The organism is Streptomyces sp. NPDC021224 (genome assembly GCF_044332905.1).
Lineage (GTDB): Bacteria > Actinomycetota > Actinomycetes > Streptomycetales > Streptomycetaceae > Actinacidiphila.
Genome location: NZ_JBIRPW010000010.1, coordinates 113520 through 139612, shown reverse-complemented (window position 1 = coordinate 139612; position 26093 = coordinate 113520). Strand labels below are relative to the sequence as shown.

General features: G+C 73.5%; 22 protein-coding genes. 19 read left to right on the top strand and 3 right to left on the bottom strand.

Translation table 11 applies throughout. From position 1 onward, the window contains the following. The first annotated feature begins 1 nt into the window (after window position 1). Entirely contained in the window at window positions 2-796 is a 795-nt protein-coding gene (gene thiD / locus ACH4PY_RS24765) for a bifunctional hydroxymethylpyrimidine kinase/phosphomethylpyrimidine kinase (RefSeq protein ID WP_398186824.1), read from the top strand. 143 nt (window positions 797-939) lie between these two features. Here the strand turns inward: thiD and rpmB are convergent, their stop codons facing one another. Continuing rightward, window positions 940-1125 (bottom strand): 50S ribosomal protein L28, encoded by a 186-nt coding sequence (rpmB, locus tag ACH4PY_RS24760; RefSeq protein ID WP_033173090.1) that lies wholly within the window; start codon window positions 1123-1125, stop codon window positions 940-942. A 254-nt stretch (window positions 1126-1379) separates the two neighbouring features. Between rpmB and ACH4PY_RS24755 the strand changes: the two genes are divergently transcribed. The 9 genes from ACH4PY_RS24755 (at window position 1380) to mutM (ending at window position 10495) form a co-directional block, all read left to right on the top strand. Beyond that, on the top strand, window positions 1380-3065 hold the full coding sequence (locus tag ACH4PY_RS24755) for a DAK2 domain-containing protein (protein ID WP_398186819.1): 1686 nt from the start codon (window positions 1380-1382) through the stop codon (window positions 3063-3065). Window positions 3066-3119: 54 nt separating this feature from the next. Next, on the top strand, window positions 3120-5375 hold the full coding sequence (gene recG / locus ACH4PY_RS24750) for an ATP-dependent DNA helicase RecG (protein WP_398186816.1): 2256 nt from the start codon (window positions 3120-3122) through the stop codon (window positions 5373-5375). A gap of 48 nt (window positions 5376-5423) precedes the next feature. After that, window positions 5424-6002, top strand: a complete 579-nt coding sequence (rsmD, locus tag ACH4PY_RS24745; RefSeq protein WP_398186813.1) for a 16S rRNA (guanine(966)-N(2))-methyltransferase RsmD — start codon at window positions 5424-5426, stop codon at window positions 6000-6002. Window positions 6003-6030: 28 nt separating this feature from the next. Next, the gene (coaD, locus tag ACH4PY_RS24740) at window positions 6031-6510 is read left to right on the top strand and encodes a pantetheine-phosphate adenylyltransferase (RefSeq protein WP_398186810.1); all 480 of its coding nucleotides are present in this window, start codon (window positions 6031-6033) and stop codon (window positions 6508-6510) included. A 9-nt stretch (window positions 6511-6519) separates the two neighbouring features. Further along, complete coding sequence (locus ACH4PY_RS24735; protein WP_398186807.1) at window positions 6520-7677, top strand: ATP synthase F0 subunit B; 1158 nt, start codon at window positions 6520-6522, stop codon at window positions 7675-7677. Between the two features lie 174 nt (window positions 7678-7851). Beyond that, the gene (locus ACH4PY_RS24730; RefSeq protein WP_398186804.1) at window positions 7852-8460 is read left to right on the top strand and encodes a YceD family protein; all 609 of its coding nucleotides are present in this window, start codon (window positions 7852-7854) and stop codon (window positions 8458-8460) included. Window positions 8461-8462: 2 nt separating this feature from the next. Then, complete coding sequence (gene rpmF, locus ACH4PY_RS24725; RefSeq protein WP_398186802.1) at window positions 8463-8636, top strand: 50S ribosomal protein L32; 174 nt, start codon at window positions 8463-8465, stop codon at window positions 8634-8636. 19 nt (window positions 8637-8655) lie between these two features. After that, window positions 8656-9423 (top strand): ribonuclease III, encoded by a 768-nt coding sequence (rnc, locus tag ACH4PY_RS24720; protein ID WP_398186799.1) that lies wholly within the window; start codon window positions 8656-8658, stop codon window positions 9421-9423. Between the two features lie 208 nt (window positions 9424-9631). Next, entirely contained in the window at window positions 9632-10495 is an 864-nt protein-coding gene (gene mutM, locus ACH4PY_RS24715) for a bifunctional DNA-formamidopyrimidine glycosylase/DNA-(apurinic or apyrimidinic site) lyase (protein ID WP_398186796.1), read from the top strand. Between the two features lie 37 nt (window positions 10496-10532). Here the strand turns inward: mutM and ACH4PY_RS24710 are convergent, their stop codons facing one another. After that, on the bottom strand, window positions 10533-11399 hold the full coding sequence (locus ACH4PY_RS24710) for a CAP domain-containing protein (protein WP_398186793.1): 867 nt from the start codon (window positions 11397-11399) through the stop codon (window positions 10533-10535). 136 nt (window positions 11400-11535) lie between these two features. Here ACH4PY_RS24710 and ACH4PY_RS24705 point away from each other — a divergent pair, with 136 nt between their 5' ends. From ACH4PY_RS24705 to ftsY, 5 genes are all read left to right on the top strand, one after another. Further along, the gene (locus tag ACH4PY_RS24705; RefSeq protein WP_398186790.1) at window positions 11536-11817 is read left to right on the top strand and encodes an acylphosphatase; all 282 of its coding nucleotides are present in this window, start codon (window positions 11536-11538) and stop codon (window positions 11815-11817) included. A gap of 358 nt (window positions 11818-12175) precedes the next feature. Then, on the top strand, window positions 12176-12376 hold the full coding sequence (locus tag ACH4PY_RS24700) for a hypothetical protein (protein WP_031518990.1): 201 nt from the start codon (window positions 12176-12178) through the stop codon (window positions 12374-12376). A gap of 230 nt (window positions 12377-12606) precedes the next feature. Further along, window positions 12607-16182 (top strand): chromosome segregation protein SMC, encoded by a 3576-nt coding sequence (smc, locus tag ACH4PY_RS24695; protein ID WP_398186786.1) that lies wholly within the window; start codon window positions 12607-12609, stop codon window positions 16180-16182. 96 nt (window positions 16183-16278) lie between these two features. Next, on the top strand, window positions 16279-17694 hold the full coding sequence (locus tag ACH4PY_RS24690) for a sugar porter family MFS transporter (RefSeq protein WP_398186783.1): 1416 nt from the start codon (window positions 16279-16281) through the stop codon (window positions 17692-17694). A 73-nt stretch (window positions 17695-17767) separates the two neighbouring features. Further along, window positions 17768-18979, top strand: coding sequence for a signal recognition particle-docking protein FtsY (gene ftsY / locus ACH4PY_RS24685; RefSeq protein ID WP_398186779.1), 1212 nt, complete (start codon window positions 17768-17770; stop codon window positions 18977-18979). A 100-nt stretch (window positions 18980-19079) separates the two neighbouring features. Here ftsY and ACH4PY_RS24680 read toward each other — a convergent pair whose 3' ends face one another. Further along, a complete protein-coding gene (locus ACH4PY_RS24680) occupies window positions 19080-19805 on the bottom strand; it encodes a bifunctional DNA primase/polymerase (RefSeq protein ID WP_398186776.1) in 726 nt (241 codons plus the stop codon). Window positions 19806-20176: 371 nt separating this feature from the next. Here ACH4PY_RS24680 and ACH4PY_RS24675 point away from each other — a divergent pair, with 371 nt between their 5' ends. The 4 genes from ACH4PY_RS24675 to ACH4PY_RS24660 all read left to right on the top strand — a co-directional run bounded on the left by ACH4PY_RS24675 (window position 20177) and on the right by ACH4PY_RS24660 (window position 26039). Further along, window positions 20177-21634, top strand: coding sequence for a hypothetical protein (locus ACH4PY_RS24675; RefSeq protein WP_398186773.1), 1458 nt, complete (start codon window positions 20177-20179; stop codon window positions 21632-21634). A gap of 277 nt (window positions 21635-21911) precedes the next feature. Next, window positions 21912-23249, top strand: coding sequence for an ammonium transporter (locus ACH4PY_RS24670; protein ID WP_398186770.1), 1338 nt, complete (start codon window positions 21912-21914; stop codon window positions 23247-23249). Then, the gene (locus ACH4PY_RS24665) at window positions 23246-23584 is read left to right on the top strand and encodes a P-II family nitrogen regulator (protein WP_031519019.1); all 339 of its coding nucleotides are present in this window, start codon (window positions 23246-23248) and stop codon (window positions 23582-23584) included. The genes ACH4PY_RS24670 and ACH4PY_RS24665 overlap by 4 nt, the downstream gene beginning before the upstream one ends. Window positions 23585-23609: 25 nt before the next feature. Further along, window positions 23610-26039 (top strand): [protein-PII] uridylyltransferase, encoded by a 2430-nt coding sequence (locus tag ACH4PY_RS24660; RefSeq protein ID WP_398186766.1) that lies wholly within the window; start codon window positions 23610-23612, stop codon window positions 26037-26039. Window positions 26040-26093: the final 54 nt, after the last annotated feature.

Here is a 26093-nt window from a genome sequence, read left to right as displayed (position 1 = left end):
CGTGACCGCGCCCACGCCCGTACGGGTGCTCTCCGTCGCCGGATCCGACTCCGGCGGCGGGGCCGGCGTCCAGGCCGACCTCAAGACGGCGACCGCGCTCGGCGCCCACGGCACGACCGTCGTCACCGCGGTCACCGCGCAGAACTCGCACGGCGTGCACGGCACCTGGGAGCTGCCGCCGGACGCGGTGCGCGCGCAGTTCCGCGCGGTCGTGGACGACATCGGGGTGCAGGCCGTCAAGACCGGCATGCTCGGCTCGGCGCGGACGGCCGGCACCGTCGCCGACCTGCTGCGCGACGTCCGCGTACCGGTCGTCGTCGACCCGGTCGGGGTCTCCAGCCACGGCCAGGCGCTGCTGCACGAGGACGCCACCGCTGTCGTACGCGACCGGCTGCTGCCGCTCGCGACCGTCGTCACCCCCAACCTCGACGAGGTCGCCCGGCTCACCGGCGTCACCGTCACCGACGAGGACGGCATGCGCGCCGCGGCTCGGGCCGTCCTCGCCCTCGGCCCGCGCTGGGTCCTGGTCAAGGGCGGCCACCTGCCCGCCGCCGACGCCCCCGACCTGCTCAGCGACGGCCGCACCGAGCACTGGTTCCGCGCCCCGCGCCACCCTTCCGCCCACACCCACGGCACCGGCTGCACCCTCGCCACCGCCCTGGCCACCCACCTCGCCCACGGCCGCCCGGTCCCCGAGGCGGCCGCGCTTGCCAAGGCCTTCGTGACCGCCGCGATCACCGCCGGCTACCCGCTCGGCACGGGCACGGGTCCGGTCGACCCGGCGTTCCGCGGATAGCGGGGCGCGGTGGCACCTCGGCACCCGGGCACCTGGGCACGCAAAAAGCCGGCCCACCACTGGTGAGCCGGCTTCGCGAAGCCGGAAGGCCGCGCCGCTGCGGTACGACTGCCGCGTGTTCCCACGCGGCAACGGGCCACTCGCTAGCGCGAGACCTTGCCGGCCTTGATGCACGAGGTGCAGACATTGAGCCGCTTCGGCGTCTTCCCCACGACCGCGCGCACCCGCTGGATGTTGGGGTTCCAACGACGCGGGGTACGGCGGTGCGAATGGGAAATGCTGTTGCCGAAGCCCGGCCCCTTGCCGCAGACGTCGCAGTTGGCAGCCACGGGACACTCCAAAGACTTCAGATGCATTTACGAGGAAAAGCCCGGAGAGACCCCAGGCAACCGGAGCAGCATACAACGCCTGCGCGGCTCCTACGAAATTACCATGCCCCGCCCGGTGCCCCCGCCCCGCGCCCTCCGGCCTCCCCGCCGCGACCTGCGCCCCGGCCCGCTCCCCGGGCGGGCGCCGCCGCGAACCCCCGCCCGAGCGGGGCCGGATAGGCTCGGACGCAGTTGTCGCGCTCGCTGGAGGATCCGTGCCGCCCTCGCTCGACGCACCCACGGTGCGCACTTGGTGCCGGCTCGCCCTCGCGGCCCTGGGCCGCGCCCGCGAGGAGATCGACGCGATCAACGTCTACCCCGTCGCCGACGGCGACACCGGGACGAACCTCTACCTCACCGTGGAATCCGCCGCCCAGTCCGTGGACGCGGTGTGCGACGCCCACGCCGCGGCGGACCCGGCGGCCCGGCCGTCCCTGCCGGAGGCCTTCCGCGCGATGTCGCACGGCGCCCTCATCGGCGCCCGCGGCAACTCCGGCACGATCCTGGCGCAACTGCTGCGCGGCATGAACGAGTCCCTCGCCGCCGACCCGGCGCCCCAGCCGGACGCCGCCGCCCTGTGCCGGGCCCTGCGCACGGCCGCCGACTCCGCCTACGAGGCGGTCGCCCACCCGGCGGAGGGCACGATGCTCACGGTCGCCGCGGCGGCGGCGACCGCGGCGGCGACGGCGCTGGAGGCGACCGCGGCCGGCCCGGCACAGGGCGCCGCCGCGGACCTCGGCCGGGTCGTGCGGGCCGCGCACCGCGGGGCGCGGGAGGCGCTGGCCGCGACGCCGGAGCAGCTCGGCGTGCTGCGCGAGGCCGGGGTCGTGGACGCCGGGGGTCTCGGGCTCGTCGCCGTGCTGGGCGCGCTGGCCGACGCCGTGACCGGGGAGGCGCCGCGCCGCCAGGAGGCCGTGGGCGCCGCCGCCCGGCCCGCCGCGGCGCGGGCGGAACAGGCCGCCGCCTGCCCGGAGGGGGACGCCGCGCCGGGCGGACCGGCGTTCGAGGTGATCTACCTGCTGGAGGCGCCGCCCGCCGCCGTCCCGCAGCTGCGGGCCCGGCTGGACCCGCTCGGCGACTCCCTCGTCGTCGTCGGCGGCGACGGGCTGTGGAACGTCCATGTGCACGTCGACGACGTGGGCGCGGCCATCGAGGCCGGTATCGAGGCGGGCCGTCCGCACCGCATCCGCGTCACCCACTTCGGCGCCCAGACCCAGCGCACGCCGGGCGACCGGGGGCCCGAGCGCGCGGTCGTCGCGCTGGTGCGCGGCGAGGGCATGGCGGCGCTGTGCGCACAGGCGGGCGCCGTGGTGGTCGCCGTCGGCGCGGGGGAGGCCCCGGCCAGCGGCGAGATCTCCGCGGCGGTCCGGCGCACGGGCGCCCGCGAGGTGATCCTGCTGCCCAACGACGCCGAGCTGCGCCCCGCGGCGGGCGCGGCGGCCGCGCAGGCCCGCGCGGACGGTGTGCGCGTCGCCCTCATCCCGACGCGCTCCGCGGTGCAGGGCATCGCGGCCCTCGCCGTCCACGAGCCGTCCCGCCGCTTCGACGAGGACGTGGTGGCGATGACGTCCGCCGCGGGCGCCACCCGCTACGCGGAGCTGGCCGTCGCCGAGCACGAGTCCTGGACGATGGCGGGCGTCTGCCAGGCCGGGGACGTCCTGGGGCTGATCGACGGCGACGTGGCGGTGATCGGCGCGGACGTCGCGGACACCGCCGCGCGCGTCCTGGACCGCATGCTCGCGGCCGGCGGCGAGATGGTCACCCTCGTGCTGGGCGCGACCGCCCCCGCGGGCCTGGCGACCCGGCTGGAGGCCCACGTCCGCGACACCCACCTCGCGGTGGACACCGTCATGTACGAGGGCGGCCACCCGTCCTGCCCGCTGCTCATCGGTGTGGAGTAGCGCCGCGCCCGCACCCGGGCGGCGGGGCCCCGGTTGTCGGTGGGGTGCGCGAGGATGGGGGCGATGACCGCGAATCCGTTGGACGAACCGCTGCGCAAGCTCGTCGGGGACCGCACCGCCAAGGTGCTCGGCGAGCATCTCGACCTGCACACCACCGGTGACCTGCTGCACCACTACCCGCGGCGGTACGCCGAGCGCGGCGAGCTGACCCGCCTCGCCGACCTGCCCGTCGACGAGTACGTGACGGTGGTCGCGCAGATCGCCAAGGCCGACAAGCGGACGTACGGCGGCGGTTCCGGAGTGCGCCTGGAGGTCGTCGTCACCGACGGCAGCGGCTCGCTCACCCTGGTCTTCTTCAGCAAGGCCGCCCACGCGCACGCGCACCGCCTGATCCCGGGCCGCCGCGGCATGTTCTCCGGCAAGGTGTCGGTCTTCAACCGCGTCCGGCAGCTCGCGCACCCCGACTACCAGCTGCTGGACGCCGACGACGACGGCAAGCAGGCCGCCGACGCGTTCGCGGGCCGCCGCCTGCCGCTCTACCCGGCCTGCAAGCAGATCACCTCGTGGAAGATCGCCCAGGCCGTCGAGACGGCGCTGAACTCGCTGGAGGCGACCGGCTGGGCGGGCGTCGGCGACCCGCTGCCGGAGCAGCTGCGCACCGAACGCGGCCTGGTGGGCCTGCCCGAGGCGCTCCAGAAGGTGCACCGGCCGCGGACGAAGGCCGACGAGGAGACGGCGAAGCAGCGGCTGCGCTGGGACGAGGCCTTCGTGCTCCAGGTCGCGCTGGCCCGGCGCCGCGCCGCGGAGTCGGCGCTGCCCGCGGTGCCGCGCCGCCCCGGTGCGGACGGGCTGCTCGCGGCCTTCGACGCCAAGCTGCCCTTCACCCTCACCGAGGGCCAGCGGGCGGTGTCCGCCGAGATCTTCGCCGACCTGGCCACCGACCACCCCATGCACCGGCTGCTGCAGGGCGAGGTCGGCTCGGGCAAGACCCTGGTCGCGCTGCGCGCCATGCTCGGCGTCGTCGACACCGGGGGCCAGGCCGCGATGCTCGCCCCGACCGAGGTGCTCGCCCAGCAGCACCACCGCTCGGTCACCGAGATGATGGGCGAGCTGGCCGAGTCCGCGGGGATGCTCGGCGGCGGCGACCTGGGCACCAAGGTGGTGCTGCTGACCGGCTCGATGGGCACCGCCGCCCGCCGCCAGGCGCTGCTGGACCTGGTGACGGGCGAGGCGGGCATCGTCATCGGCACCCACGCGCTCATCGAGGACAAGGTCAAGTTCCACGACCTGGGCCTGGTCGTCGTGGACGAGCAGCACCGCTTCGGCGTGGAGCAGCGCGACGCGCTGCGCGCCAAGGCGCCCAAACCGCCGCATCTGCTGGTGATGACGGCGACACCGATCCCGCGCACGGTCGCGATGACGGTCTTCGGCGACCTGGAGACGTCCGTCCTCGACCAGCTCCCGGCCGGCCGCTCGCCCATCGCCACGCACGTCGTGCCCGCCGAGGAGAAGCCGCACTTCCTGAGCCGGGCGTGGGAGCGGGTGCGCGAGGAGGTCGAGGGCGGCCACCAGGCGTACGTGGTGTGCCCGCGCATCGGCGACGACGAGGAGCCCGCGGGCGGCAGGAGCGCGAAGAAGACCGCCGGGTCCGCGAAGTCCGGCAAGCCCGCCGCGGACGCCGACGACGCCGAGCGCCGCCCGCCGCTGGCCGTGCTGGAGGTGGCCGAGCAGCTCGCGGCGGGCCCGCTGCGCGGCCTGCGCGTCGGGGTGCTGCACGGCAGGCTGGCGCCGGACGTCAAGGACGACGTGATGCGCCGCTTCGCCGCCGCCGAGCTGGACGTCCTGGTGGCCACGACGGTCGTCGAGGTGGGCGTCAACGTGCCGAACGCGACCGCGATGGTGATCATGGACGCCGACCGCTTCGGCGTCTCGCAGCTTCACCAGCTGCGCGGCCGGGTCGGCCGCGGCAGCGCCCCGGGCCTGTGCCTGCTGGTCTCGGAGGCGCCCGAGGCGAGCCCGGCGCGCGGCCGGCTGGACGCGGTGGCCGGCACGCTGGACGGCTTCGAGCTGTCCGAGATCGACCTCCAGCAGCGCCGCGAGGGCGACGTGCTGGGGCAGGCGCAGTCCGGCAGCCGCTCGTCGCTGCGGATGCTCACCGTGATCGGCGACCGGGAGATCATCGAGGAGGCCCGGCAGGAGGCCGTCGCCGTGGTCGCCGCCGATCCGGAGCTGACCGGCCACCCCGACCTGCGCAGCGCCCTGGACAGCCTGCTCGACGCCGAGCGCGAGCAGTACCTGGACAAGGGCTGAGCCGCGTGGCGCCGCGGCGGCGGATAGGGTGCCGAGGGTGAGCAGCTCATGACCCGTGTGATCGCCGGGGCGGCAGGCGGCCGCCGGCTGGCCGTACCGCCCGGCACCGGCACCCGGCCGACCTCGGACCGCGCCAAGGAAGCCCTCTTCTCGACCCTGGAGGCGCTGCGCGGCACCCTCGGCGGCGCCCGCGTCATGGACCTGTACGGGGGCTCCGGCGCGGTCGGCCTCGAAGCGCTGTCCCGCGGCGCGGCGCACGTCCTGCTCGCCGAGTCCGACCCGCGCGCGCTGCGCGCCATCCGGGAGAACGCTGCAACCGTCGGCCTGCCCGGCGCCGAGGTGCGCGGCGGCCGCGCCGAGAAGATCGCCGCGGGACCGCCGCCCGCCGAGCCGTACGACGTGGTCTTCCTGGACCCGCCGTACGACGTGCCGGACGACGAACTGCGCGAGATCCTGCTCACACTCGGTGCGGGCGGCTGGCTCGCCGACGACACACTGGTCACCGTGGAACGCAGGACCAGGGGCGGCGAATTCGGCTGGCCGGCCGGTTTCGAGGGGCTCCGCTCCCGGCGGTACGGCGAGGCCACTCTTTGGTACGGTCGCGCCGCCCCGGTTACCCACAGGTAACGCCCGTCAGCAGAGCGAGGAGCCTGTCATGCGCCGCGCAGTCTGTCCCGGGTCCTTCGACCCCGTCACCAACGGACACCTCGACATCATCGCCCGCGCCTCGCGGCTGTACGACGTCGTGCACGTCGCCGTGATGATCAACAAGTCCAAGCAGGGCCTCTTCGACGTGGACGAGCGGATCGCGCTCATCCAGGAGGTCACCGCCGACCTCGACAACGTGGTGGTGGAGTCCTTCCACGGCCTGCTGGTGGACTTCTGCAAGCAGCGCGACATCCCGGCCATCGTCAAGGGCCTGCGGGCGGTCAGCGACTTCGACTACGAGCTGCAGATGGCCCAGATGAACATCGGCCTGTCGGGCGTCGAGACCCTCTTCGTGCCCACCAACCCGGCCTACAGCTTCCTCTCGTCGTCTCTTGTGAAGGAAGTGGCCCAATGGGGCGGGGACATCTCGCACTTGGTACCCGCTCCCGTCCTGGAGGCGCTGAACTCCCGGCTGCGGCAGCGCTAGAGTCGAGACGTGGACGTCCAGAAGAAGCTCGACGAGATCACGGCCACCGTGGCGAACGCCCGGTCGATGCCGATGTCTGCCTCCTGCGTGCTGAACCGGGCCGAGCTGCTGGCCCTGCTCGACGAGCTCGCCGCCGCGCTGCCCGACTCCCTGGCCCAGGCCCAGGACCTGCTCGGCGACCGTGAGCAGATGGTGGAGCAGGCCAGGGGCGAGGCCCAGCGGATCATCGAGCAGGCGCACGCCGAGCGCGGCTCGCTGACCGCCGAGACCGCCGTCGTCCGGCAGTCCAGGGACGAGGCCGAGCGCATCCTCGCCGAGGCCCGCCGCGAGGCCGACGAGATCCGCGCCGAGGCCGACGACTACGTCGACAGCAAGCTGGCGAACTTCGAGGTGGTCCTCACCAAGACCATCGGCTCCGTCGACCGCGGCCGCGAGAAGCTGCTCGGCCGCCGCCCCGGCTACGACGAGGGCTACGAGCAGGAGTACGCCGAGGACGACCCGGAGGCCCCCGAGCGCAGCAGCGACCCCGAGACGCTGCGCCGCCGCGCGGACGACTACGTCGACGCCAAGCTCGGCGCCTTCGAGGCCGTGCTCAGCAAGACCCTGGAGGCGGTCGGCCGCGGCCGGCTCAAGCTCACCGGGCACAACCCCATCGACGACCTGGCCGCCCAGATCGCCGCGGCCGACCGGGAGGGCGGGGAGGACGGCCCGCACCGGCAGTCCGACGCCGACTACCTCGCGGGCCTGGCCGCCCCCGTCGCCGAGCAGGCCGACCTGTCGCAGTACGGCTACCGCCCGCAGGAGCCCGTGGAGCCGGCCGCCCAGGCCCCCCACGACCCCGGCTACGGCGGCTACCCGCAGGAGACCTACCAGCAGGGCTACGGCCAGGACGGCGACGGCTACCCCCAGGAGTACGCCCAGCAGCCCGGCTACGCGGACCCGTACGCCCCGCAGCAGCCTTACGGCCAGGAGCAGCAGCAGGGCTACGACTACGGGCAGCAGCCCGACTACGGCACCCAGCAGCAGTACCCGCCGCAGATCCCGTACCAGCAGCAGGGCCAGCAGGGATACCCGCAGGGCCAGCCCGCCGCGCTCGACGAGACCAGCTTCTTCGACACCGGCATGATCGACCTCGACCGGCTGCGCGAGCTGGAGCAGGGCCGCTGAGGAGGGGCGGGAGACCGCCCCGTTTGGGCGGGAGCGGCGGGTCCAGTATCCTGTCACTTCCAGCCGTGTGAATCGCCGGCGCTTCTGCCTGCCCACCCGCATCGAGCGACAGGGCAGGCGTGACCGAGGAAAGCAGGAGCCCTGAACACCCGCCTTGACCACCGCAAGCCCCTCGTGTTCGACACACACGAGCTGGGCAGGCGTCCGGGCGCGATGAAGAAGGTCGCCCGCTCGGTACCGGCCCCCGCCGACCTCGGGATCCGCGACGTCATCGCCGTGCCCGAGGGCGCGGCCATCGAACTGGACCTCCGCCTGGAGTCGGTCATGGAGGGCGTGCTCGTCAGCGGCACCGCCCACGCGACCGCCGAGGGGGAGTGCGTAAGGTGTCTGGAGCCCGTCGAGCGTGAGCTGGACGCGGACATCCAGGAAATGTTCTCCTACCCCGACGCCGACACCAGGACCGCCCGCAAGAGCGAAGCCGGTGCCGACGCCGAGGCCGACGAGGACGACGACATGCCGGTGCTGGAGGACGATCTCTTCGACCTCGAGCCGGTGCTGCGCGACGCGGTGGTGCTCGCACTGCCGATGCAGCCGGTGTGCCGGGACGACTGCCCGGGCCTGTGCTCCACCTGTGGAGCACGCCTCGCGGACGACCCCGGCCACCACCACGAGGCCACCGACATCCGGTGGGCGGCCTTGCAGGATCTGACGCTCGACCCGTCGGATCCGACCATCCAGCAAAACGGTGCCGGAAACGGCTCCGATGACGACCAGGAGAAGTAGCCGTGGCTGTTCCGAAGCGGAAGATGTCGCGCAGCAACACGCGTCACCGCCGTTCGCAGTGGAAGGCTGCGCCCGTGAGCCTCGTGGCGTGCGAGCGTTGCCACGAGCCGAAGCTGCAGCACATCGCGTGCTCCAACTGCGGCACCTACAACCGCCGTCAGGTCCTCGACGTCTGATCGGCAGGTGACAGGCTTTATGTCAGACGCCTCAGCGCCCAAGCAGGCCGCGAAGGACGCCGCGACGGAAACAGCCTCGTCCCACACGCTTCTGGAAGGGCGGCTCGGGTACCGACTCGAGCCCGCCCTTCTGGTACGTGCGCTCACCCACCGCTCGTACGCGTACGAGAACGGCGGGCTGCCCACCAACGAGCGGCTGGAGTTCCTCGGGGACTCCGTGCTCGGCCTGGTGGTCACGGACACCCTCTACCGCACCCACCCCGACCTGCCGGAAGGCCAGCTGGCCAAACTGCGGGCCGCGGTGGTCAACTCGCGGGCGCTCGCGGGCGTCAGCCGGGGGCTCGACCTCGGCGCGTTCATCCGCCTGGGCCGCGGCGAAGAGGGCACTGGCGGGCGGGACAAGGCATCGATCCTCGCGGACACCCTCGAAGCGGTCATCGGCGCCGTCTACCTCGACTGCGGCCTCGACGCCGCCTCCGAGCTGGTCCACCGGCTCTTCGACCCGCTGATCGAGGAGTCCTCCAACCTCGGCGCCGGCCTGGACTGGAAGACCTCCCTCCAGGAGCTGACCGCGAGCGAGAGCCTCGGCGTGCCCGAGTACGTCGTCTCGGAGTCCGGTCCCGACCACGAGAAGACCTTCACGGCTGCCGCCCGCGTCGGTGGTGTCGAGTACGGCACCGGCACCGGCCGCAGCAAGAAGGAAGCGGAGCAGCAGGCGGCCGAGGCCGCCTGGCGCTCCATCCGCAAGACCTCCGCGCCCGCCGCGGGGGGCGTCGCTACCGCGTAGGGGTCGGCGCCCCGAAGGGGCGCGGGGAACTGCGCGAGCAACCCGCCACCGGCCGGTGGTCCGGATCGGACCGAAGAGACCCTTCGGGCCGTGACGGCCCGCGCCCCGTTGGCGGGCTGAGCGCACAGTGGCCCGCGCCCCTGGGAGGCGGGTGCCCGGCGCGGCACGCGCACCCTCTGACCTCAAGCGCTTCGCAGAAGGGACGCCCATGCCGGAGCTGCCGGAGGTCGAGGTCGTACGGCGCGGGCTCGCGCGCTGGGCGGCGGAGCGCACCGTCGAGACGGTGAGCGTCCTGCACCCGAGGGCCGTGCGGCGGCACGCGGCCGGCCCTGCGGACTTCGCGGCGGGACTGCGCGGCACCGTGCTCGGCGAGCCCCGCCGCAGGGGCAAGTACCTGTGGATCCCCCTCCAGCCGGGCGCGGCCCTGCTCGCCCACCTGGGCATGAGCGGCCAGTTCCTGGTCAAGCCCGCGGGCGCCCCGCCCGAGACGCATCTGCGGGTCCGCTTCACCTTCGCCGACGACCTCGGCACCGAGCTGCGGTTCGTCGACCAGCGCACCTTCGGTGGCCTGTCGGTGCAGCCGACCGTGCCGGACGACCCGGACAGCCTCCCGGAGCCCCTCGCGCACATCGCGCGCGACCCGCTGGACGACGCCTTCGACGAGGACGCCTTCCACGCGGCGCTGCGCCGCAAGCGCACCACCGTCAAACGGGCGCTGCTCGACCAGAGCCTGATCAGCGGGGTCGGCAACATCTACGCGGACGAGGCCCTGTGGCGCACCCGGCTGCACTACGAGCGGCCGACCGCGACGCTGACCCGGCCCCGTACGGCCGAGCTGGTGCGGCACATCCGCGAGGTGATGGGCGACGCGCTGGCCGCGGGCGGCACGAGCTTCGACAGCATGTACGTCAACGTCAACGGGGAATCCGGGTACTTCGACCGCTCGCTGGACGCCTACGGCCAGGAGGACCGGCCCTGCCGCCGCTGCGGCACCCCGATCCGGCGCCGTCCGTGGATGAACCGGTCGAGCTACTTCTGCCCGCGCTGCCAGCGCCCGCCGCGCGCGGTGTGACACACCGGGCGCACCGGGTGCACCGCGCCCACCGGGTTCAGAAGCCGAAGTCCTGGGTCCACCACGGGCCGCCGGAGCCGAAGTGGACGCCGACGCCGAGCGTCGTGTAGTCGCAGTTCAGGATGTTCGCGCGGTGGCCGGGGCTGTTCATCCAGGCGGTCATCACCGCTTCGGCGGTGGCCTGGCCCTTGGCTATGTTCTCGCCGCCGAGGTTGCCGATGCCGCGGGCCTTGGCGCGGTCCCAGGGGTCGTCGCCGTCCGGGTCGGTGTGGTCGAAGAAGCCGCGGGCGGCCATGTCGTCGCTGAAGGCCTGTGCGAGGCCGTCCAGCGAGCCGCTGGCGGTGAGCGGCTTGCAGCCGGCGGTGGAGCGCTCCTGGTTGACCAGGGAGAGGATCGCGGCCCGGGTCGCGGTGAGCTTGTCCGTGTTCGGTGAGGCGGCCGGAGAGGTCGTCGCGGGCGCCGTGCGCACCGGGGTGGTGGGGGCCGCGCTGGTGCGGGTCGGGGTGGGTTTCGCGGTCGTGGTCCGCGGGGTCGGTGTCGCCGTGGGCGCGGTCCTGGTGCCGGTCGCACTCGCGCTCGGGGAGGGCTTTCCGGCGGCCGGGGTGGTGCTGCCCGGCAGCGGGGAGCCGGTGGTGCTCAGCGGGGAGGGCGAGTCGCTGCCGTCCTGCGCGGGGCGGTCGGGCGCGTCGGCCTGGGTCGTGCCCGAGCCGTCGTCGTAGCCGAGCCGGTCGGCGACCTGGGACAGCAGCCCGGAGGAGCTGACGACCGCGCCGACCGCGAGCGCGGTGGACGTGGTCAGCATCCCGGTACGCAGCGGGTGCTGCTTGCGCCGACCGCGGTGACCGCGTGGTGCGGCGGGCGGCTGCGGCGCGGCAGGCTGCGCGTGGCGGCTGTGTCGGCCCACGATTGCGCTCCTCATGCTCCACGGTGCCTCACCCGTTCGGGTGAAGTCCTGCTGCGGGGCGACTGTAGCGAATCGCGCCCGCCCGTGCCGTGATGCGGTCGCAACCGCGGCCCTGAGAACCGGATAACGTGCGGGCATGAGCGAAAATGTCCGGCTCACCGCCTGGGTGCGCGGCCGGGTCCAGGGTGTCGGCTTCCGCTGGTGGACCCGTGCGACCGCGCTGGAGATCGGCGGCCTGTCCGGTTACGCGAGCAATCTCGCCGACGGGCGGGTCCAGGTCGTCGCCGAGGGGGCCCGTGACCGGTGCCAACGCCTGCTCGACTGGCTGGGGGAGGGCGACACGCCCGGAAGGGTCGACGGGGTGACCGAGATCTGGTCGCAGCCGCGCGGCGGCTACGCCGGCTTCGAGATCCGCTGACCGTCGCGGCCGGACCGCGGGAGGAGTACCCGGACGGCCGATGTTTTGCGAACTGATGAGGACGACCGGTTGCCATATCCCGGATGTCGTGTCAGGCTGCCCCCATCGAGAATGATCTCGACTCCAGGCGGGTGGCCCCCGGCGTGTCGGCGCCGTGTTTTCTGAGGCGGATCCCGCGGCTGGGCTGTGATCGTGTTGACCGTCCCCTTATTTGGTGAGACGCTGGAAGCCCAGCGCAACGTGGCTCCATGGAATGCTCACGGCGAGCCACGACATACACCCTGCGCGTGGGCTTTACCCCCTCACCCACGACCCAAACCGCTCTCGGTCGGTCACTCAGCGTGGAGGACCACTCATCATGGCAAAAGCGCTTCTCGGTTACGTCGGCGGTCCCGACCCGCGACTCCTCGCCGAGATGCGAAGGCTGCAGCAGCGCGTTCAGGACCTGGAAGCCGAGCTGGTCAGGATGCAGGCCCGGAATGACGCTCTGACTGTCGCGTCGCACGAAGAGTCGCTGCTCAGCATCGACGTCGCTCACGGGGAGCCCGTCCTCGCCTGAGCCGGCGCAGCCTTCGCCGCCGCCGTATCACGCATCGCGCAGCACACGCACTCAACAGCTGTACGGCATCAGCAGTTCTCGCACCATCGCGGCACCGCCAAGGGACGCTTCGGCGTCCCTTCGTCGTGGTACTCCCCCCTCCCGTCACCGGGTGGTCACCGGCTCTTACCGTCTGATGTGCCCTGCACATTCCCTGGTGAAACCGCAGGCGGCTAGTAGAGTCGGCGGGCGTGCATCTCAAGAGCCTCACGCTGCGCGGCTTCAAGTCCTTCGCCTCGGCGACGACGCTGCGCTTCGAACCCGGAATCACCTGTGTGGTCGGCCCCAACGGATCGGGCAAGTCCAATGTGGTCGACGCGCTGTCGTGGGTCATGGGCGAACAGGGTGCCAAGTCGCTGCGCGGCGGCAAGATGGAGGACGTCATCTTCGCCGGCACCACCGGGCGCCCGCCGCTCGGCCGTGCCGAGGTGTCGCTGACCATCGACAACGCCGACGGTGTGCTCCCCATCGAGTACGCCGAGGTCACGATCACCCGGATCATGTTCCGCAACGGCGGCAGCGAGTACCAGATCAACGGGGACACCTGCCGGCTGCTGGACATCCAGGAGCTGCTGTCGGACTCCGGCATCGGCCGCGAGATGCACGTCATCGTCGGCCAGGGCCAGCTGGACTCCGTGCTGCACGCCGACCCGATGGGCCGCCGGGCCTTCATCGAGGAGGCCGCCGGCGTCCTGAAGCACCGCAAGCGCAAGGAGAAGGCGCTCCGCAAACTGGACGCCATGCAGGCGAACCTCGCCCGCGTCACCGACCTCACCGGCGAGCTGCGCCGCCAGCTCAAGCCGCTCGGCCGGCAGGCCCAGGTCGCCCGCCGGGCCGCCGTCATCCAGGCCGACCTGCGCGACGCCCGGCTGCGCCTGCTCGCCGACGACCTGGTCACCCTGCGCGAGGCACTGCGCGCCGAGGTCGCCGACGAGGCCGCCCTCAAGGAGCGCCGGGACACCGTCGAGGCCGAACTCGCCGCCGCCACCCGGCGCGAGGCCCGGCTGGAGGAGCAGGTGCGCGCCCTCACCCCGCGGGTCAACGAGGCGCAGGCCACCTGGTACGAGCTGTCCCAGCTCACCGAACGGGTCCGCGGCACGGTGGGCCTGGCCGAGCAGCGCCACCGGCACGCCACCTCCCAGCCCGCCGAGGAGCGGCGCGGCCGCGACCCGGAGGACATGGAGCGCGAGGCCGCCCGTATCCGTGAGCAGGAAGCCGAGCTGACCGAGGCGCTGGACGCCGCCCAGCGCGCCCTCGACGACACCGTCGGCCACCGCGCCGAGCTGGAGCGGCGGCTCGCCGAGGAGGAGACGAGGCTGCGCACCGCCGCCAAGGCCATCGCCGACCGGCGTGAGGGCCTGGCCCGGCTCGGCGGCCAGGTCAACGCCGCCCGCTCGCGGACCCTCTCGGCCGAGGCGGAGATAGAGCGGCTGACGGCGGCCCAGGAGGAGGCCCGCGAGCGCGCGGAGTCCGCGCAGGCCGAGTACGAGGAGCTGGCCGCCCAGGTCGAGGGCCTGGAGGCGGACGACACCGAGCTGGAGGAGCGCTTCGAGGCCGCGCGCGCCGAGCAGGCCGCCGCCGACGAGGACTTCACCGCCGCCCGCGAGGCCGCCACCGCCGCCGAGCGCCGCCGCGCCGCGGTCGCCGCCCGGCGTGAGGCGCTGGAGCCCGCGCTGCGCCGCAAGGACGGCAGCGGCGCGCTGCTCGGCGGCGCGGTCGCCGGGGTGCTGGGCCCGGCCGCCACGCTGCTGCGGGTCGCCCCGGGCTACGAGGTCCCGGTCGCCGCCGCGCTCGGCGCCGCCGCCGACGCGGTCGCGGTCACCTCGGTCGGCTCGGCCGCGGAGGCGCTGCGGCTGCTGCGCAAGGAGGACGCCGGGCGGGCCGCGCTGCTGCTCGCGGGCGCCCCGGAGCCTGCGCCGCGCCCGTCCGCCGGGCTCCCGGCCGGGGCGCGTCCGGCCGCTGAGCTGGTGACCGCGGGCGAGGAGGTGGCCGCCGCGGTGCACGTCCTGCTGCGCGACGTGGTGGTCGTCGGCTCGCTGGAGGACGCCGAGGCCGTGGTCACCGCCCGCCCGGAGCTGACCGCGGTCACCGCCGAGGGCGACCTGCTGGCCGCGCACACCGCGGTCGGCGGCAGTGCCAAGGCCCCCAGCCTGCTGGAGGTGCAGGCCCAGGTGGACGAGGCGGCCGAGGAGCTGGAGCGGCTCGCCAAGGAGTGCGCCGAGCTGGCCGAGCGTCAGGCCGGGGCCAAGGACCGGCGGGCGGTCGCGGCCCGCGCCGTGGACGAGCTGGGCCGCCGGCGCCGGGAGGCGGAGAAGGCGAAGTCCTCCGTGGCCCAGCAGCTGGGCCGGCTCGGCGGGCAGGCCAGGGCGGCGGCGGGGGAGGCCGACCGGGCCGCCGTCGCGGTCGGCCGCAGCCGGGAGTCGCTCGCGGCGGCCCGCGAGGAGTTCGAGGAGCTGTCCTACCGGCTCGGCGAGGCGCAGCAGGAACCCGGCGAGGAGGAGCCGGACACCTCGGCCCGCGACCGGCTCGCCGCCGACGGTGCCAACGCCCGGCAGACCGAGATGGAGGCCCGGCTCCAGCTGCGCACCCACGAGGAGCGGGTCAAGGGCCTGTCCGGCCGGGCCGACGGCCTGGATCGCGCCGCGCGCGCCGAACGCGAGACCCGGGCCCGGGCCGAGCAGCGCCGCCGCCGGCTGGCCTACGAGGCGTCGGTGGCCGCGGCCGTACGGGACGGTGCGCGCGGGCTGCTGGAGTGCGTCCAGGTGTCGCTGGCCAGGGCCGAGGCCGAACGCGCCGCCGCCGAGCAGGCGCGGGCCGAGCGGGAGGCGGAGCTGGGGCAGGAGCGGCGCCGCGGACGCGAACTGAAGAGCGAGCTGGACAAGCTGACCGGCGACGTCCACAAGGGCGAGGTGCTGGGCGCCGAGAAGCGGCTGCGGATCGAGCAGCTGGAGGCCAAGGCGCTGGAGGAGCACGGCATGGAGCCGGCCGGGCTGGTCGCCGAGTACGGCCCGGACCAGCCCGTGCCGCCCTCGCCGCCCGCCGAGGGGGAGGTGCTGCCGGAGGATCCGGAGGACCCGCGCAACCTGCCCCGCCCGTATGTGCGCACCGAGCAGGAGAAGCGGCTGCGGATCGCCGAGAAGGCCTACGCCCAGCTGGGCAAGGTCAACCCGCTGGCTCTGGAGGAGTTCGCGGCGCTGGAGGAGCGGCACAAGTTCCTCACCGAGCAGCTGGAGGACCTCCGCAAGACCCGGGCCGACCTGCTCCAGGTGGTCAAGGACGTCGACGAGCGGGTCGAGCAGGTCTTCACCGCCGCCTTCCACGACACCGCACGGGAGTTCGAGGGCGTCTTCTCCCGGCTCTTCCCCGGCGGCGAGGGCCGGCTGCTGCTGACAGATCCGGACAATATGCTCACCACGGGCGTCGAGGTTGAGGCCAGGCCGCCCGGGAAGAAGGTCAAGCGGCTGTCGCTGCTGTCGGGAGGTGAGCGCTCACTGACCGCGGTGGCGATGCTGGTGTCGATCTTCAAGGCACGCCCCAGCCCGTTCTACGTGATGGACGAGGTCGAGGCGGCGCTGGACGACACCAACTTGCAGCGGCTGATCCGGATCATGCGGGAGCTCCAGGAAAGCTCCCAGCTCATCGTCATCACGCACCAGAAGCGGACGATGGAGGTCGCCGACGCGCTCTACGGCGTGTCGATGCAGGGCGACGGCGTGTCCAAGGTGATCAGCCAGCGGCTGCGAGACGGGCAGCGGAAAACCGCCTGACGGCCTACTCCGAGTGGTGGCCGCAGGGGGCTCCGCCAACACTTGAAGCTCCGGTCCCCGGTTTTGGGGGCCGGACGCCGAAGGCGAGGAGATCTTGTGACCACCAGCGCGGAGCGAGCCTCCGGAACGGGCGACAGCACGCCGCCGGAGCATCTGGGCCACGTCATCTTCATCACCGCCGCCGCGGCCATGGGCGGCTTTCTCTTCGGCTACGACAGCTCCGTCATCAACGGCGCCGTCGAGGCCATCCGCGACAAGTACGACATCGGCTCGGGCACGCTGGCGCAGGTCATCGCCATCGCTCTGATCGGCTGCGCCATCGGCGCCGCCACCGCGGGCCGGATCGCCGACCGGATCGGCCGGATCCGCTGCATGCAGATCGCCTCGGTCCTGTTCACCATCAGCGCGGTCGGTTCCGCGCTGCCCTTCGCCCTGTGGGACCTGGCCTTCTGGCGGATCATCGGCGGCTTCGCGATCGGTATGGCCTCGGTCATCGGCCCCGCCTACATCGCCGAGGTCTCGCCGCCCGCCATCCGCGGCCGGCTCGCGTCCTTCCAGCAGGCCGCGATCGTGCTCGGCATCGCGGTGTCGCAGCTGGTCAACTACGCCATCCTGCAGGGTGCGAACGGCGACCAGCGCGGCAAGATCATCGGCCTGGAGGCCTGGCAGCTCATGCTCGGTGTGATGGTCATCCCGGCGGTGGTCTACGGGCTGCTGTCCTTCGCCATCCCCGAGTCGCCGCGCTACCTGCTCACCGTCGGCAAGGACGTCCAGGCGCGCAAGGTGCTCGCCGAGGTCGAGGGCGAGGAGACCGACCTGGACGCGCGCGTCGACGAGATCCGCACCGCGATGCGCCGCGAGCACAAGTCCTCCTTCTCCGACCTGCTCGGCTCGCGTTTCGGCTTCCTGCCGATCGTCTGGATCGGTATCGGCCTGTCGATGTTCCAGCAGCTGGTCGGCATCAACGTCGCCTTCTACTACTCCTCGACGCTGTGGCAGTCGGTCGGCATCAACCCGTCCGGCTCGTTCTTCTACTCCTTCACCACCTCGATCGTGAACATCATCGGTACGGCCATCGCCATGGTCTTCGTCGACCGCGTCGGCCGCCGCCCGCTGGCCCTCATCGGCTCCGCCGGCATGGCCGTGGCGCTGGCCCTGGAGGCGTGGGCGTTCTCGTACAAGCACGGCGACAAGCTCCCCACCGCCCAGGGCGCGGTCGCGCTGGCCTCCGCCCATGTCTTCGTGCTCTTCTTCGCCCTGTCCTGGGGCGTGGTGGTGTGGGTCTTCCTCGGCGAGATGTTCCCGAACAAGATCCGTGCCGCGGCCCTCGGCGTCGCGGCCTCCGCGCAGTGGATCGCCAACTGGGCGATCACCGCGAGCTTCCCGACACTGGCGGACTGGAACCTGTCGGCGACCTACGTGATCTACACGTGCTTCGCGATTCTCTCCATCCCCTTCGTGGTCTTCTTCGTGAAGGAGACCAAGGGCAAATCGCTGGAGGAAATGGGCTGAGCCCGCCGACACCCGCGGCGGGCCGACGCGGGCACCACCACGGCATAACCCGACCGTGGATACTGGTCGGGTTATGGAAATCGTCATCCTTGTCGTAGTCATCGCCCTGGTCGTGATCCTCGGGGCCGGCGGGCTGGTGGTGGGCAGCCGCCGCAGGAAGCAGCAGCTGCCGCCCGGCAAGCCGCCGAGCACGCCGACGATCACCTCTCCGCCCGCGGAACCGCAGGTCGGGGAGGAGACCGCGCCGCCGCAGGAGGAATCCCGGCGGACCATCGAAGAGGTCCCGCTGCCCGGGGCCACCGTCGCGCCCGAGACCGTCGAGGAGATCGAGCTCGAACCGGCGCCGCCCCTGGAGACGCCCGAGCCGACCGCCGGGCGGCTGGTCCGGCTCCGGTCGCGGCTGTCCCGCTCGCAGAACACCCTGGGCAAGGGCCTGCTGACCCTGCTCTCCCGGGAGCGTCTCGACGACGACACCTGGGAGGAGATCGAGGACACCCTCATCACCGCGGACGTCGGCGTGGCCCCGACCCAGGAGCTGGTCGAGCGGCTGCGCACCCAGGTGCGGGTGCTCGGCACCAGGACGCCGGAGGAGCTGCGCGGCCTGCTGCGCACCGAGCTGCTCACGCTCGTCGACCCGACCCTGGACCGGGCGCTGCGGACCGAGAGCCACGAGGAGTCCCCGGCCGTCCTGATGGTCGTCGGCGTCAACGGCACCGGCAAGACCACCACCACCGGCAAGCTCGCCCGGGTGCTGGTCGCCGACGGCCGCAGCGTCGTGCTCGGCGCCGCCGACACCTTCCGCGCCGCGGCCGCCGACCAGCTCCAGACCTGGGGCGAGCGGGTCGGCGCCCGCACCGTACGCGGCCCCGAGGGCGGCGACCCGGCGTCGATCGCCTTCGACGCGGTCAAGGAGGGCATCGCCGAGGGCGCCGACACCGTCCTCATCGACACCGCGGGCCGGCTGCACACCAAGACCGGCCTGATGGACGAGCTGGGCAAGGTCAAGCGGGTCGTCGAGAAGCACGGCCCGGTCGACGAGGTGCTGCTGGTGCTGGACGCCACGACCGGTCAGAACGGCCTGGTGCAGGCCCGGGTCTTCGCCGAGGTGGTGGACATCACCGGCATCGTGCTGACCAAGCTGGACGGCACCGCCAAGGGCGGCATCGTGATCGCGGTCCAGCGCGAGCTGGGCGTGCCGGTCAAGCTCATCGGCCTGGGCGAGGGAGCCGACGACCTGGCGCCGTTCGAGCCCGAGGCCTTCGTGGACGCGCTCATCGGCGAGTAGCGAGCAGCGCCGGCCCGGACGTGTAAGGGGCACCCCGCCATGGCGGGGTGCCCCTTACCCATGTCCCCGGCCTCCGCGCGTCCGGGCCGGACCGCTCCGCTCAGGCCGGGGAGCGGTCGCGGTGGCAGACGTACGCCAGCGTGCCCAGCAGCAGCCGTGCCTCGGGCGCGTGCGGCACGCCCTCCGGCGGCGGCTCGCGCAGCCAGCGCACCGGGCCCAGGCCGCCGAGGTCCGACGGGGGAGCGGTGACGTGCTCGCCGGGCCCCAGGCAGCGCAGGTCGAGGTCCGCGTCGTCCCAGCCCATCCGGTAGAGCAGGTGCGGGAGCTCGGCCGCCGCGCCCGGGGCGACGAAGAACTGCGCCCGCCCGGCCGGGGTCGCCAGCACCGGGCCCAGCCGCAGCCCCATCCGCTCCAGCCGCACCAGCGCCCGCCGCCCCGGTCCGGTGGCCACCTCGATCACGTCGAAGGACCGCCCGGTCGGCAGCAGCACCGCCGCGCCCGGCACCCGCGCCCACGCCTCCGCGGCGCACGCGGCCGGCGCTCCGGCCGGGATCTCGTCGGCGAAGGGCAGCGGATGCGCGCCCGGTGCGGGGCAGGAGGCGTCACCGCAGGAGCACGAACCGCCGCCGCGGGCGACCCGGGCGCCGGGTACGACGGCCCATCCGCAGCGACCCGTGTAGTCACCAACTGTGGTGCAGACCCCAGCGTGCAACCGACGGCGTACGCCAGGGCGCACTGGGGGGCGCGGCCGGGGAAGGTCCCGGACGCCGGTCCGCTGCTGCCGCGACTCGCGCGACTCCCGCATCCCGCTGATCGTGAACACCATGCACCTCCAACGGATCGCCGCCGCCGATGGTTACGCGTCCGCCCGCCCGTCACGGGACGCGCTGACCAGCGCTGTGTCAAGTGAATCGCCTGATGCAGCCGGGGAGTTCATTCGTTGGGGTGGCGAAAGGTGGCGTTTCGCCACGGGGGCTGCCGGGGTGCGTGATCGTAGGACTACTTTCGGTGGGTGAGTCCCCGGCGGCTGGCCGCATGCGTCCGCGCGTGCCGCGCGCCTATGCCGCGGGCATTTCCGGGCGGTTCGAGGCCGCGCTACCGGACCCCGGCACTTTCGGCAACCGGAGGACAGGACTCGGCGGACCCTGGTAATCACTGGGTGTCGGGGTCGGGCAAGACCAGGATGGGGGCTTGACCGTGGGCGGCGCAGCAGACAAGCAGCCCAACGCGCAGCTGAATTCATGGTTCGTACGCAGTGGCTGGTCCAAGGGCGAGCTGGCGCGTCAGGTGAACCGCAGAGCGCGCGAGCTGGGCGCGCACCACGTCAGTACGGACACCTCACGGGTGCGCCGCTGGCTCGACGGCGAGCAGCCGCGCGAGCCGATACCGCGCATCCTGTCGGAGCTGTTCTCCGAGCGCTTCGGGTGTGTGGTCCCGGTCGAGGACCTGGGCCTGCGTCCGGCGCACCAGCCGCCCGCGGGCGGCGACGTGGACCTGCCCTGGGCGGGCCCGCAGACCGTCGAGATGATCAGCGAGTTCTCCCGCAGCGACCTGATGCTGGGCCGCCGCGGCTTCCTCGGCGCCTCGCTCGCGCTGTCGGCGGGACCCGCGCTGATCGAGCCCATGCAGCGCTGGCTCGTGCCGACCTCGCCCGCCGGGTTCGGCGCGCCGGAGGCCCCGCCCAGGGCGTCCACGAGCAGGCCGTCGCGGCTGTCGGAGCAGGAGCTCCAGCTGCTGGAGTCGACGACCGTCATGTTCCGCGAGTGGGACAGCCAGTGCGGCGGCGGACTGCGCCGCAAGGCGGTCGTCGGCCAGTTGCACGAGGTCACCGACCTGCTCCAGGAGTCGCACCCGGAGGTGGTCGCCCGCCGGCTCTACCGGGTCACCGCCGACCTCGCCTCGCTGGCCGGCTGGATGAGCTACGACGTGGGCCTCCAGCCCACCGCGCAGAAGTACCTGGTGCTGGCGCTGCACGCGGCCAAGGAGGCCGGCGACCGGCCGCTGGGGGCCTTCATCCTGTCCTCCATGAGCCGCCAGATGATCCATCTGGACCGCCCCGAGGACGCGCTGGAGCTGATCCACCTCGCGCAGTACGGCAGCCGCGACTCGGCGACCGCCACCACCCAGGCGATGCTCTACGCGCTGGAGGCGCGGGCCTACGCCAACATGGGCCAGGTCAGCAAGTGCCACCGGGCCGTACGCGCCGCCGAGGACACCTTCACCGAGGCCCGCCCCGGTGAGGACCCCAGCTGGATCAGCTTCTTCAACGAGGCCGAGCTGCACGCCGAGAACGCCCACTCCTACCGCGACCTGGCCTATGTCGCGGGCCGCAGCCCCGCGTACGCCTCGCTGGCGCACCCGGTGATGGAGAAGGCCGTGGCGGGATTCCGGGACGACAACGTCCACCAGCGGGCGTACGCGCTCAACCTGGTCGGCCTGGCCAGCGTCCACCTGCTGCAGCGCCGTCCGGAGGAGGCGGCGCTGTGCACCGACCAGGCGATGAACGTCGCCAAGCGGCTGCGGTCGGAGCGCGTCAACACGCGCATCCGCAAGACCACCCGCACCGCGGTGCGTGATTTCGGCGACCTCCCGGCGGTCGTCGAACTCGCCGACCGCCTCTCGGTGGAACTCCCCGAGGTCGCGGAAACCGCCTGACCGGCCTTCCGGCCGGCTCTTCCGCGGGCCGCACGCCTTCCCGGTGTGCGGCCCGCGGACGTGTTCCGGTGATCTCCCGATCCCCCGCGTTCCCACCCGTATACACAATTCACCGAACCGGGGGACGGTTCACCCCGGCGTAACACACCCGACTTCTTCGTCACCGCGGCGAAACACCGTACGGCATCGGCGGAAACCCGGCTCAGCCAATCTCATGGCGAAAACCGGCCCACCCTGCACAGCCCGTTCGGGCCGTTCGGACGACGAGGAGACGCCGATGGCACCAGCCATCACGACGCTGGCCGCGGATGCGCCCACGCTCGACACCGGAAGTACGGCGTTCATGCTGCTCAGTGCGGCCCTGGTGATGGTGATGACCCCCGGTCTCGCCTTCTTCTACGGCGGCATGGTGAGGGTGAAGAGCGCCCTGAACATGCTGATGATGAGCTTCATCAGCCTCGGCATCATCACCATCCTGTGGACGCTGTACGGATTCAGTCTGGCCTTCGACTCGGGCAACGGATTCCTCGGCGGCGGCAACTGGCTCGGCATGCGCAACATAGGCATCGCCGAGCTGTGGCCCAACTACGGCATTCCGGTCTACGTATTCGCCGTCTTCCAGCTGATGTTCGCGATCATCACCCCGGCCCTGATCAGCGGCGCCCTCGCCGACCGGGTCAAATTCACCGCGTGGGCGATCTTCATCACGCTGTGGGCGACGGTCGTCTACTTCCCCGTGGCGCACTGGGTGTGGGGCGGTGACGGCTGGCTGTACAAGAAGGGCGTCATCGACTTCGCCGGTGGTACCGCGGTCCACATCAACGCCGGTGCGGCGGCCCTCGGCGTCATCCTGGTGATCGGCAAGCGGCACGGCTTCAAGCGCGACCCGATGCGCCCGCACAACCTGCCGCTGGTCATGCTCGGCGCCGGTCTGCTGTGGTTCGGCTGGTTCGGCTTCAACGCCGGCTCGTGGCTCGGCTCGGACGGCGTGGCCGCCGTCGCCTTCACCAACACGCAGGTCGCCACGGCCGCCGCGATGATCGGCTGGCTGATCTACGAGCGGCTGCGGCACGGCTCGTTCACGACCCTGGGCGCGGCCTCCGGCGCCGTCTCCGGCCTGGTCGCCGTCACCCCCGCGTGCGGCTCGATCTCGCCGCTCGGCGCCATCGCGCTCGGCCTGGTCACCGGCGCCATCTGCGCGGCGGCCGTGGGCCTGAAGTACCGCTTCGGCTACGACGACTCGCTCGACGTCGTCGGCGTCCACATGGTCGGCGGCATCGTCGGCTCGCTGTCCATCGGCCTGCTGGCCACCGGCGGTGTCGGCCAGACCGCCAAGGGCGTCTTCTACGGCGGCGGCTGGCACCAGATGGGCCTGCAGCTCACCGGTGTCGGCGCGGTGCTCGGCTACTCGCTGGTGTGCTCGGCGATCCTCGCCAAGCTCGTCGACATGGTGATGGGCTTCCGGGTCACCGAGGACGAGGAGATCGCCGGTGTCGACCAGGTCCTGCACGCCGAGACCGCCTACGACTTCACCGGCGTCGTCGGCGCCGCCCGTACCGCTCTGACCGGCTCGGACAGCGACGCCGGTGCTCCTGTGAAGAAGGTGGACGCGTGAAGCTCATCACCGCCGTCGTCAAGCCGCACCGGCTGGACGAGATCAAGGAAGCCCTCCAGGCATTCGGCGTCCAGGGCCTGACCGTCACCGAGGCGAGCGGCTACGGGCGGCAGCGCGGCCACACCGAGGTCTACCGGGGCGCGGAGTACACCGTCGACCTGGTGCCGAAGATCCGCATAGAGGTCCTGGTGGAGGACGCCGACGCCGACCAGCTCATCGAGGTCGTGGTGAAAGCCGCCAGAACAGGCAAAATCGGAGACGGCAAGGTGTGGTGCCTCCCGGTCGACACGGCCGTGCGGGTACGCACCGGCGAGCGCGGCCCCGACGCGCTCTGACCCCCGAACCAGCGCTGGAGAACGAGTGACCGACAGCGTCGAAGCGCAGGACGACAGTTACGCGGCGGCCCGGCTGCGCCTCCTCACCCAGGAGGCGCGGTCCGGGCCGCCGCGCCGCGCCGAGCTCGCGGCCCTCACCGACCGCTGGCTCGCCGGGCTCGCCGGCGCCGCCGCCGAGGCCACCGGCGCCACCGGCTGGGCACTGCTCGCCGTCGGCGGCTACGGCCGCGGCGAGCTGTCCCCGCGCAGCGACCTCGACCTGGTGCTGCTGCACGACTCCGAGCGCTCGGTCGGCGCCTTCGCCGACCGGCTCTGGTACCCGGTGTGGGACCTCGGCCTCGCGCTCGACCATTCCGTGCGCACCCCCGACGAGGCCCGCAAGGCCGCCGCCGACGACCTCAAGGTGCAGCTCGGCCTGCTCGACGCCCGCCATCTGGCCGGCGACCCCGCCCTCGGCTCCGCGCTGCGCACCACCGTGCTCGCCGACTGGCGCAACCAGGCCCCCAAGCGGCTGCCCGCGCTGCGCGAGCTGTGCCAGGAGCGGGCCGAGCGCCAGGGCGAGCTGTCCTACCTGCTGGAACCCGACCTCAAGGAGGCCCGCGGCGGCCTGCGGGACGCCACCGCGCTGCGTGCCGTCGCCGCCTCCTGGCTCGCCGACGCCCCCCGCGACGGCCTGGAGCAGGCCCGTACCCGGCTGCTCGACACCCGTGACGCCCTGCACCTCGTCACCGGCCGCGCCACCGACCGGCTCGCCCTCCAGGAGCAGGACCAGGTCGCCGCCGCCCTCGGGCTGCTGGACGCCGACGCGCTGCTGCGCCAGGTCTACGAGGCCGCCCGGCGCATCTCCTACGCCTCCGACGTCACCTGGCGCGAGGTCGCCCGGGTGCTCAAGGCCCGCGAGTCCCGGCCCCGCCGCAGGCTGCTCGGCCGCAACCGGACCACCCCCGCCGCGGGCGTGCCCGAGCGCGTGCCGCTCGCCGAGGGCGTCGTGGAGCAGGAGGGCGAGGCGGTGCTCGCGCTCGCCGCCAAGCCCGACCGCGACCCCGTGCTGCCGCTGCGCGCCGCCGCGGCCGCCGCCCAGGCGGGCCTGCCGCTGTCGCCGCACGCGGTACGGCGGCTCGCCGCCGCCGCGCGGCCGCTGCCCGTGCCGTGGCCCGCGGAGGCCCGTGAGCAGCTGCTGACGCTGCTGGGGGCCGGGGAGTCCACCGTGCAGGTGTGGGAGGCGCTGGAGGCCGAAGGCCTGGTCACCCGGCTGCTGCCGGACTGGGAGCGGGTGCACTGCCGCCCGCAGCGCAACGCCGTGCACCGCTTCACCGTCGACCGGCACCTGGTCGAGACCGCGGTGCAGGCCGCCCGGCTCACCCGCCGGGTCGGCCGCCCGGACCTGCTGCTGACCGCGGCGCTGCTGCACGACATCGGCAAGGGCTGGCCCGGCGACCACAGCGAGGCGGGCGAGGTCATCGCCCGCGACGTCGCCACCCGTATCGGCTTCCCCGCCGCCGACGCCGAGACGCTCGCCCTGCTGGTCCGCCACCACCTGCTGCTCATCGACACCGCGACCCGCCGCGATTTGGACGACCCGGAGACCGTCCGCGCGGTCGCCGAGACCGTCCGCGACACCTCCACCCTGGAACTGCTCGCCGCGCTCACCGAGGCCGACGCGCTCGCCACCGGGCCCGCCGCCTGGAGCACCTGGCGGGCCTCGCTGCTCGCCGAACTGGTCGACCGGGTCGCGGGCGCGCTGGACACCGGGGCGCTCCCGGAGGCCGCCGAGCGCGAGAGCACCGCCGAGGAGGAGCGGCTCGCCGTCGAGGCCGCGCGCACCGGGGGCCCGGTGCTGGCGCTGCGCGCGCACGCCGAGCCCGACGCGGAGGGCGAGGCGCCGCACGAGGCGCTGGGCGTGGAACTGCTGCTGGCCGTGCCCGACCGGCCCGCGCTGCTGGCCCTGGCCGCCGGTGTGCTGGCGTTGCACCGGCTGGGCGTGCGGGCGGCGGACCTGCGGGCCGTCGATCCGGTGGGGGCGGGCCAGATCGCCCTGCTGACCTGGCGTGTCTCGGCGGAGTACGGCGCCCTGCCGGAGGCCGCCCGGCTGCGCGCGGACCTGGCCCGCGCGTTCGAGGGCACCCTCGACATCGAGGCCCGGCTCGCCGAGCGGGAGGCCGCCTACCCGCGGCGGCGCGGCATCACCCCGCCGCCGCCCCGGGTCACGGTGGCGCCCGGCGACACCTCGCAGACCGCCACCGTGATCGAGGTCCGCGCCCACGACGCCCCGGGCCTGCTGCACCGCATCGGCCTCGCCCTGGCCGCGACCGGCGTCACCGTGCGCTCGGCGCGGATCTCCACACTGGGCGCGAACGCGGTGGACGCCTTCTACGTCGTCGGCAAGGACGGCAAGGCGCTGCCCCCGCACCGGGCGGCCGAGACCGCCCGGCAGCTGGAGGCGGCGCTGCGCTGAGCAGCCGCCGCGCGAGCCCTCGCCCGTCCCAATCCGGCGGGCGAGGGCTCGATG

Excerpts from the sequence above, each read along its gene's own strand:
- recG (WP_398186816.1), top strand. The coding sequence starts at position 3,120 with ATGGGGGCGATGACCGCGAATCCGTTGGACGAACCGCTGCGCAAGCTC.
- rsmD (WP_398186813.1), top strand. The coding sequence starts at position 5,424 with ATGACCCGTGTGATCGCCGGGGCGGCAGGCGGCCGCCGGCTGGCCGTA.
- coaD (WP_398186810.1), top strand. The coding sequence starts at position 6,031 with ATGCGCCGCGCAGTCTGTCCCGGGTCCTTCGACCCCGTCACCAACGGA.
- rnc (WP_398186799.1), top strand. The coding sequence starts at position 8,656 with ATGTCAGACGCCTCAGCGCCCAAGCAGGCCGCGAAGGACGCCGCGACG.
- mutM (WP_398186796.1), top strand. The coding sequence starts at position 9,632 with ATGCCGGAGCTGCCGGAGGTCGAGGTCGTACGGCGCGGGCTCGCGCGC.
- ACH4PY_RS24705 (WP_398186790.1), top strand. The coding sequence starts at position 11,536 with ATGAGCGAAAATGTCCGGCTCACCGCCTGGGTGCGCGGCCGGGTCCAG.
- ACH4PY_RS24700 (WP_031518990.1), top strand. The coding sequence starts at position 12,176 with ATGGCAAAAGCGCTTCTCGGTTACGTCGGCGGTCCCGACCCGCGACTC.
- ftsY (WP_398186779.1), top strand. The coding sequence starts at position 17,768 with ATGGAAATCGTCATCCTTGTCGTAGTCATCGCCCTGGTCGTGATCCTC.
- ACH4PY_RS24680 (WP_398186776.1), bottom strand. The coding sequence starts at position 19,805 with ATGGTGTTCACGATCAGCGGGATGCGGGAGTCGCGCGAGTCGCGGCAG.
- ACH4PY_RS24670 (WP_398186770.1), top strand. The coding sequence starts at position 21,912 with ATGGCACCAGCCATCACGACGCTGGCCGCGGATGCGCCCACGCTCGAC.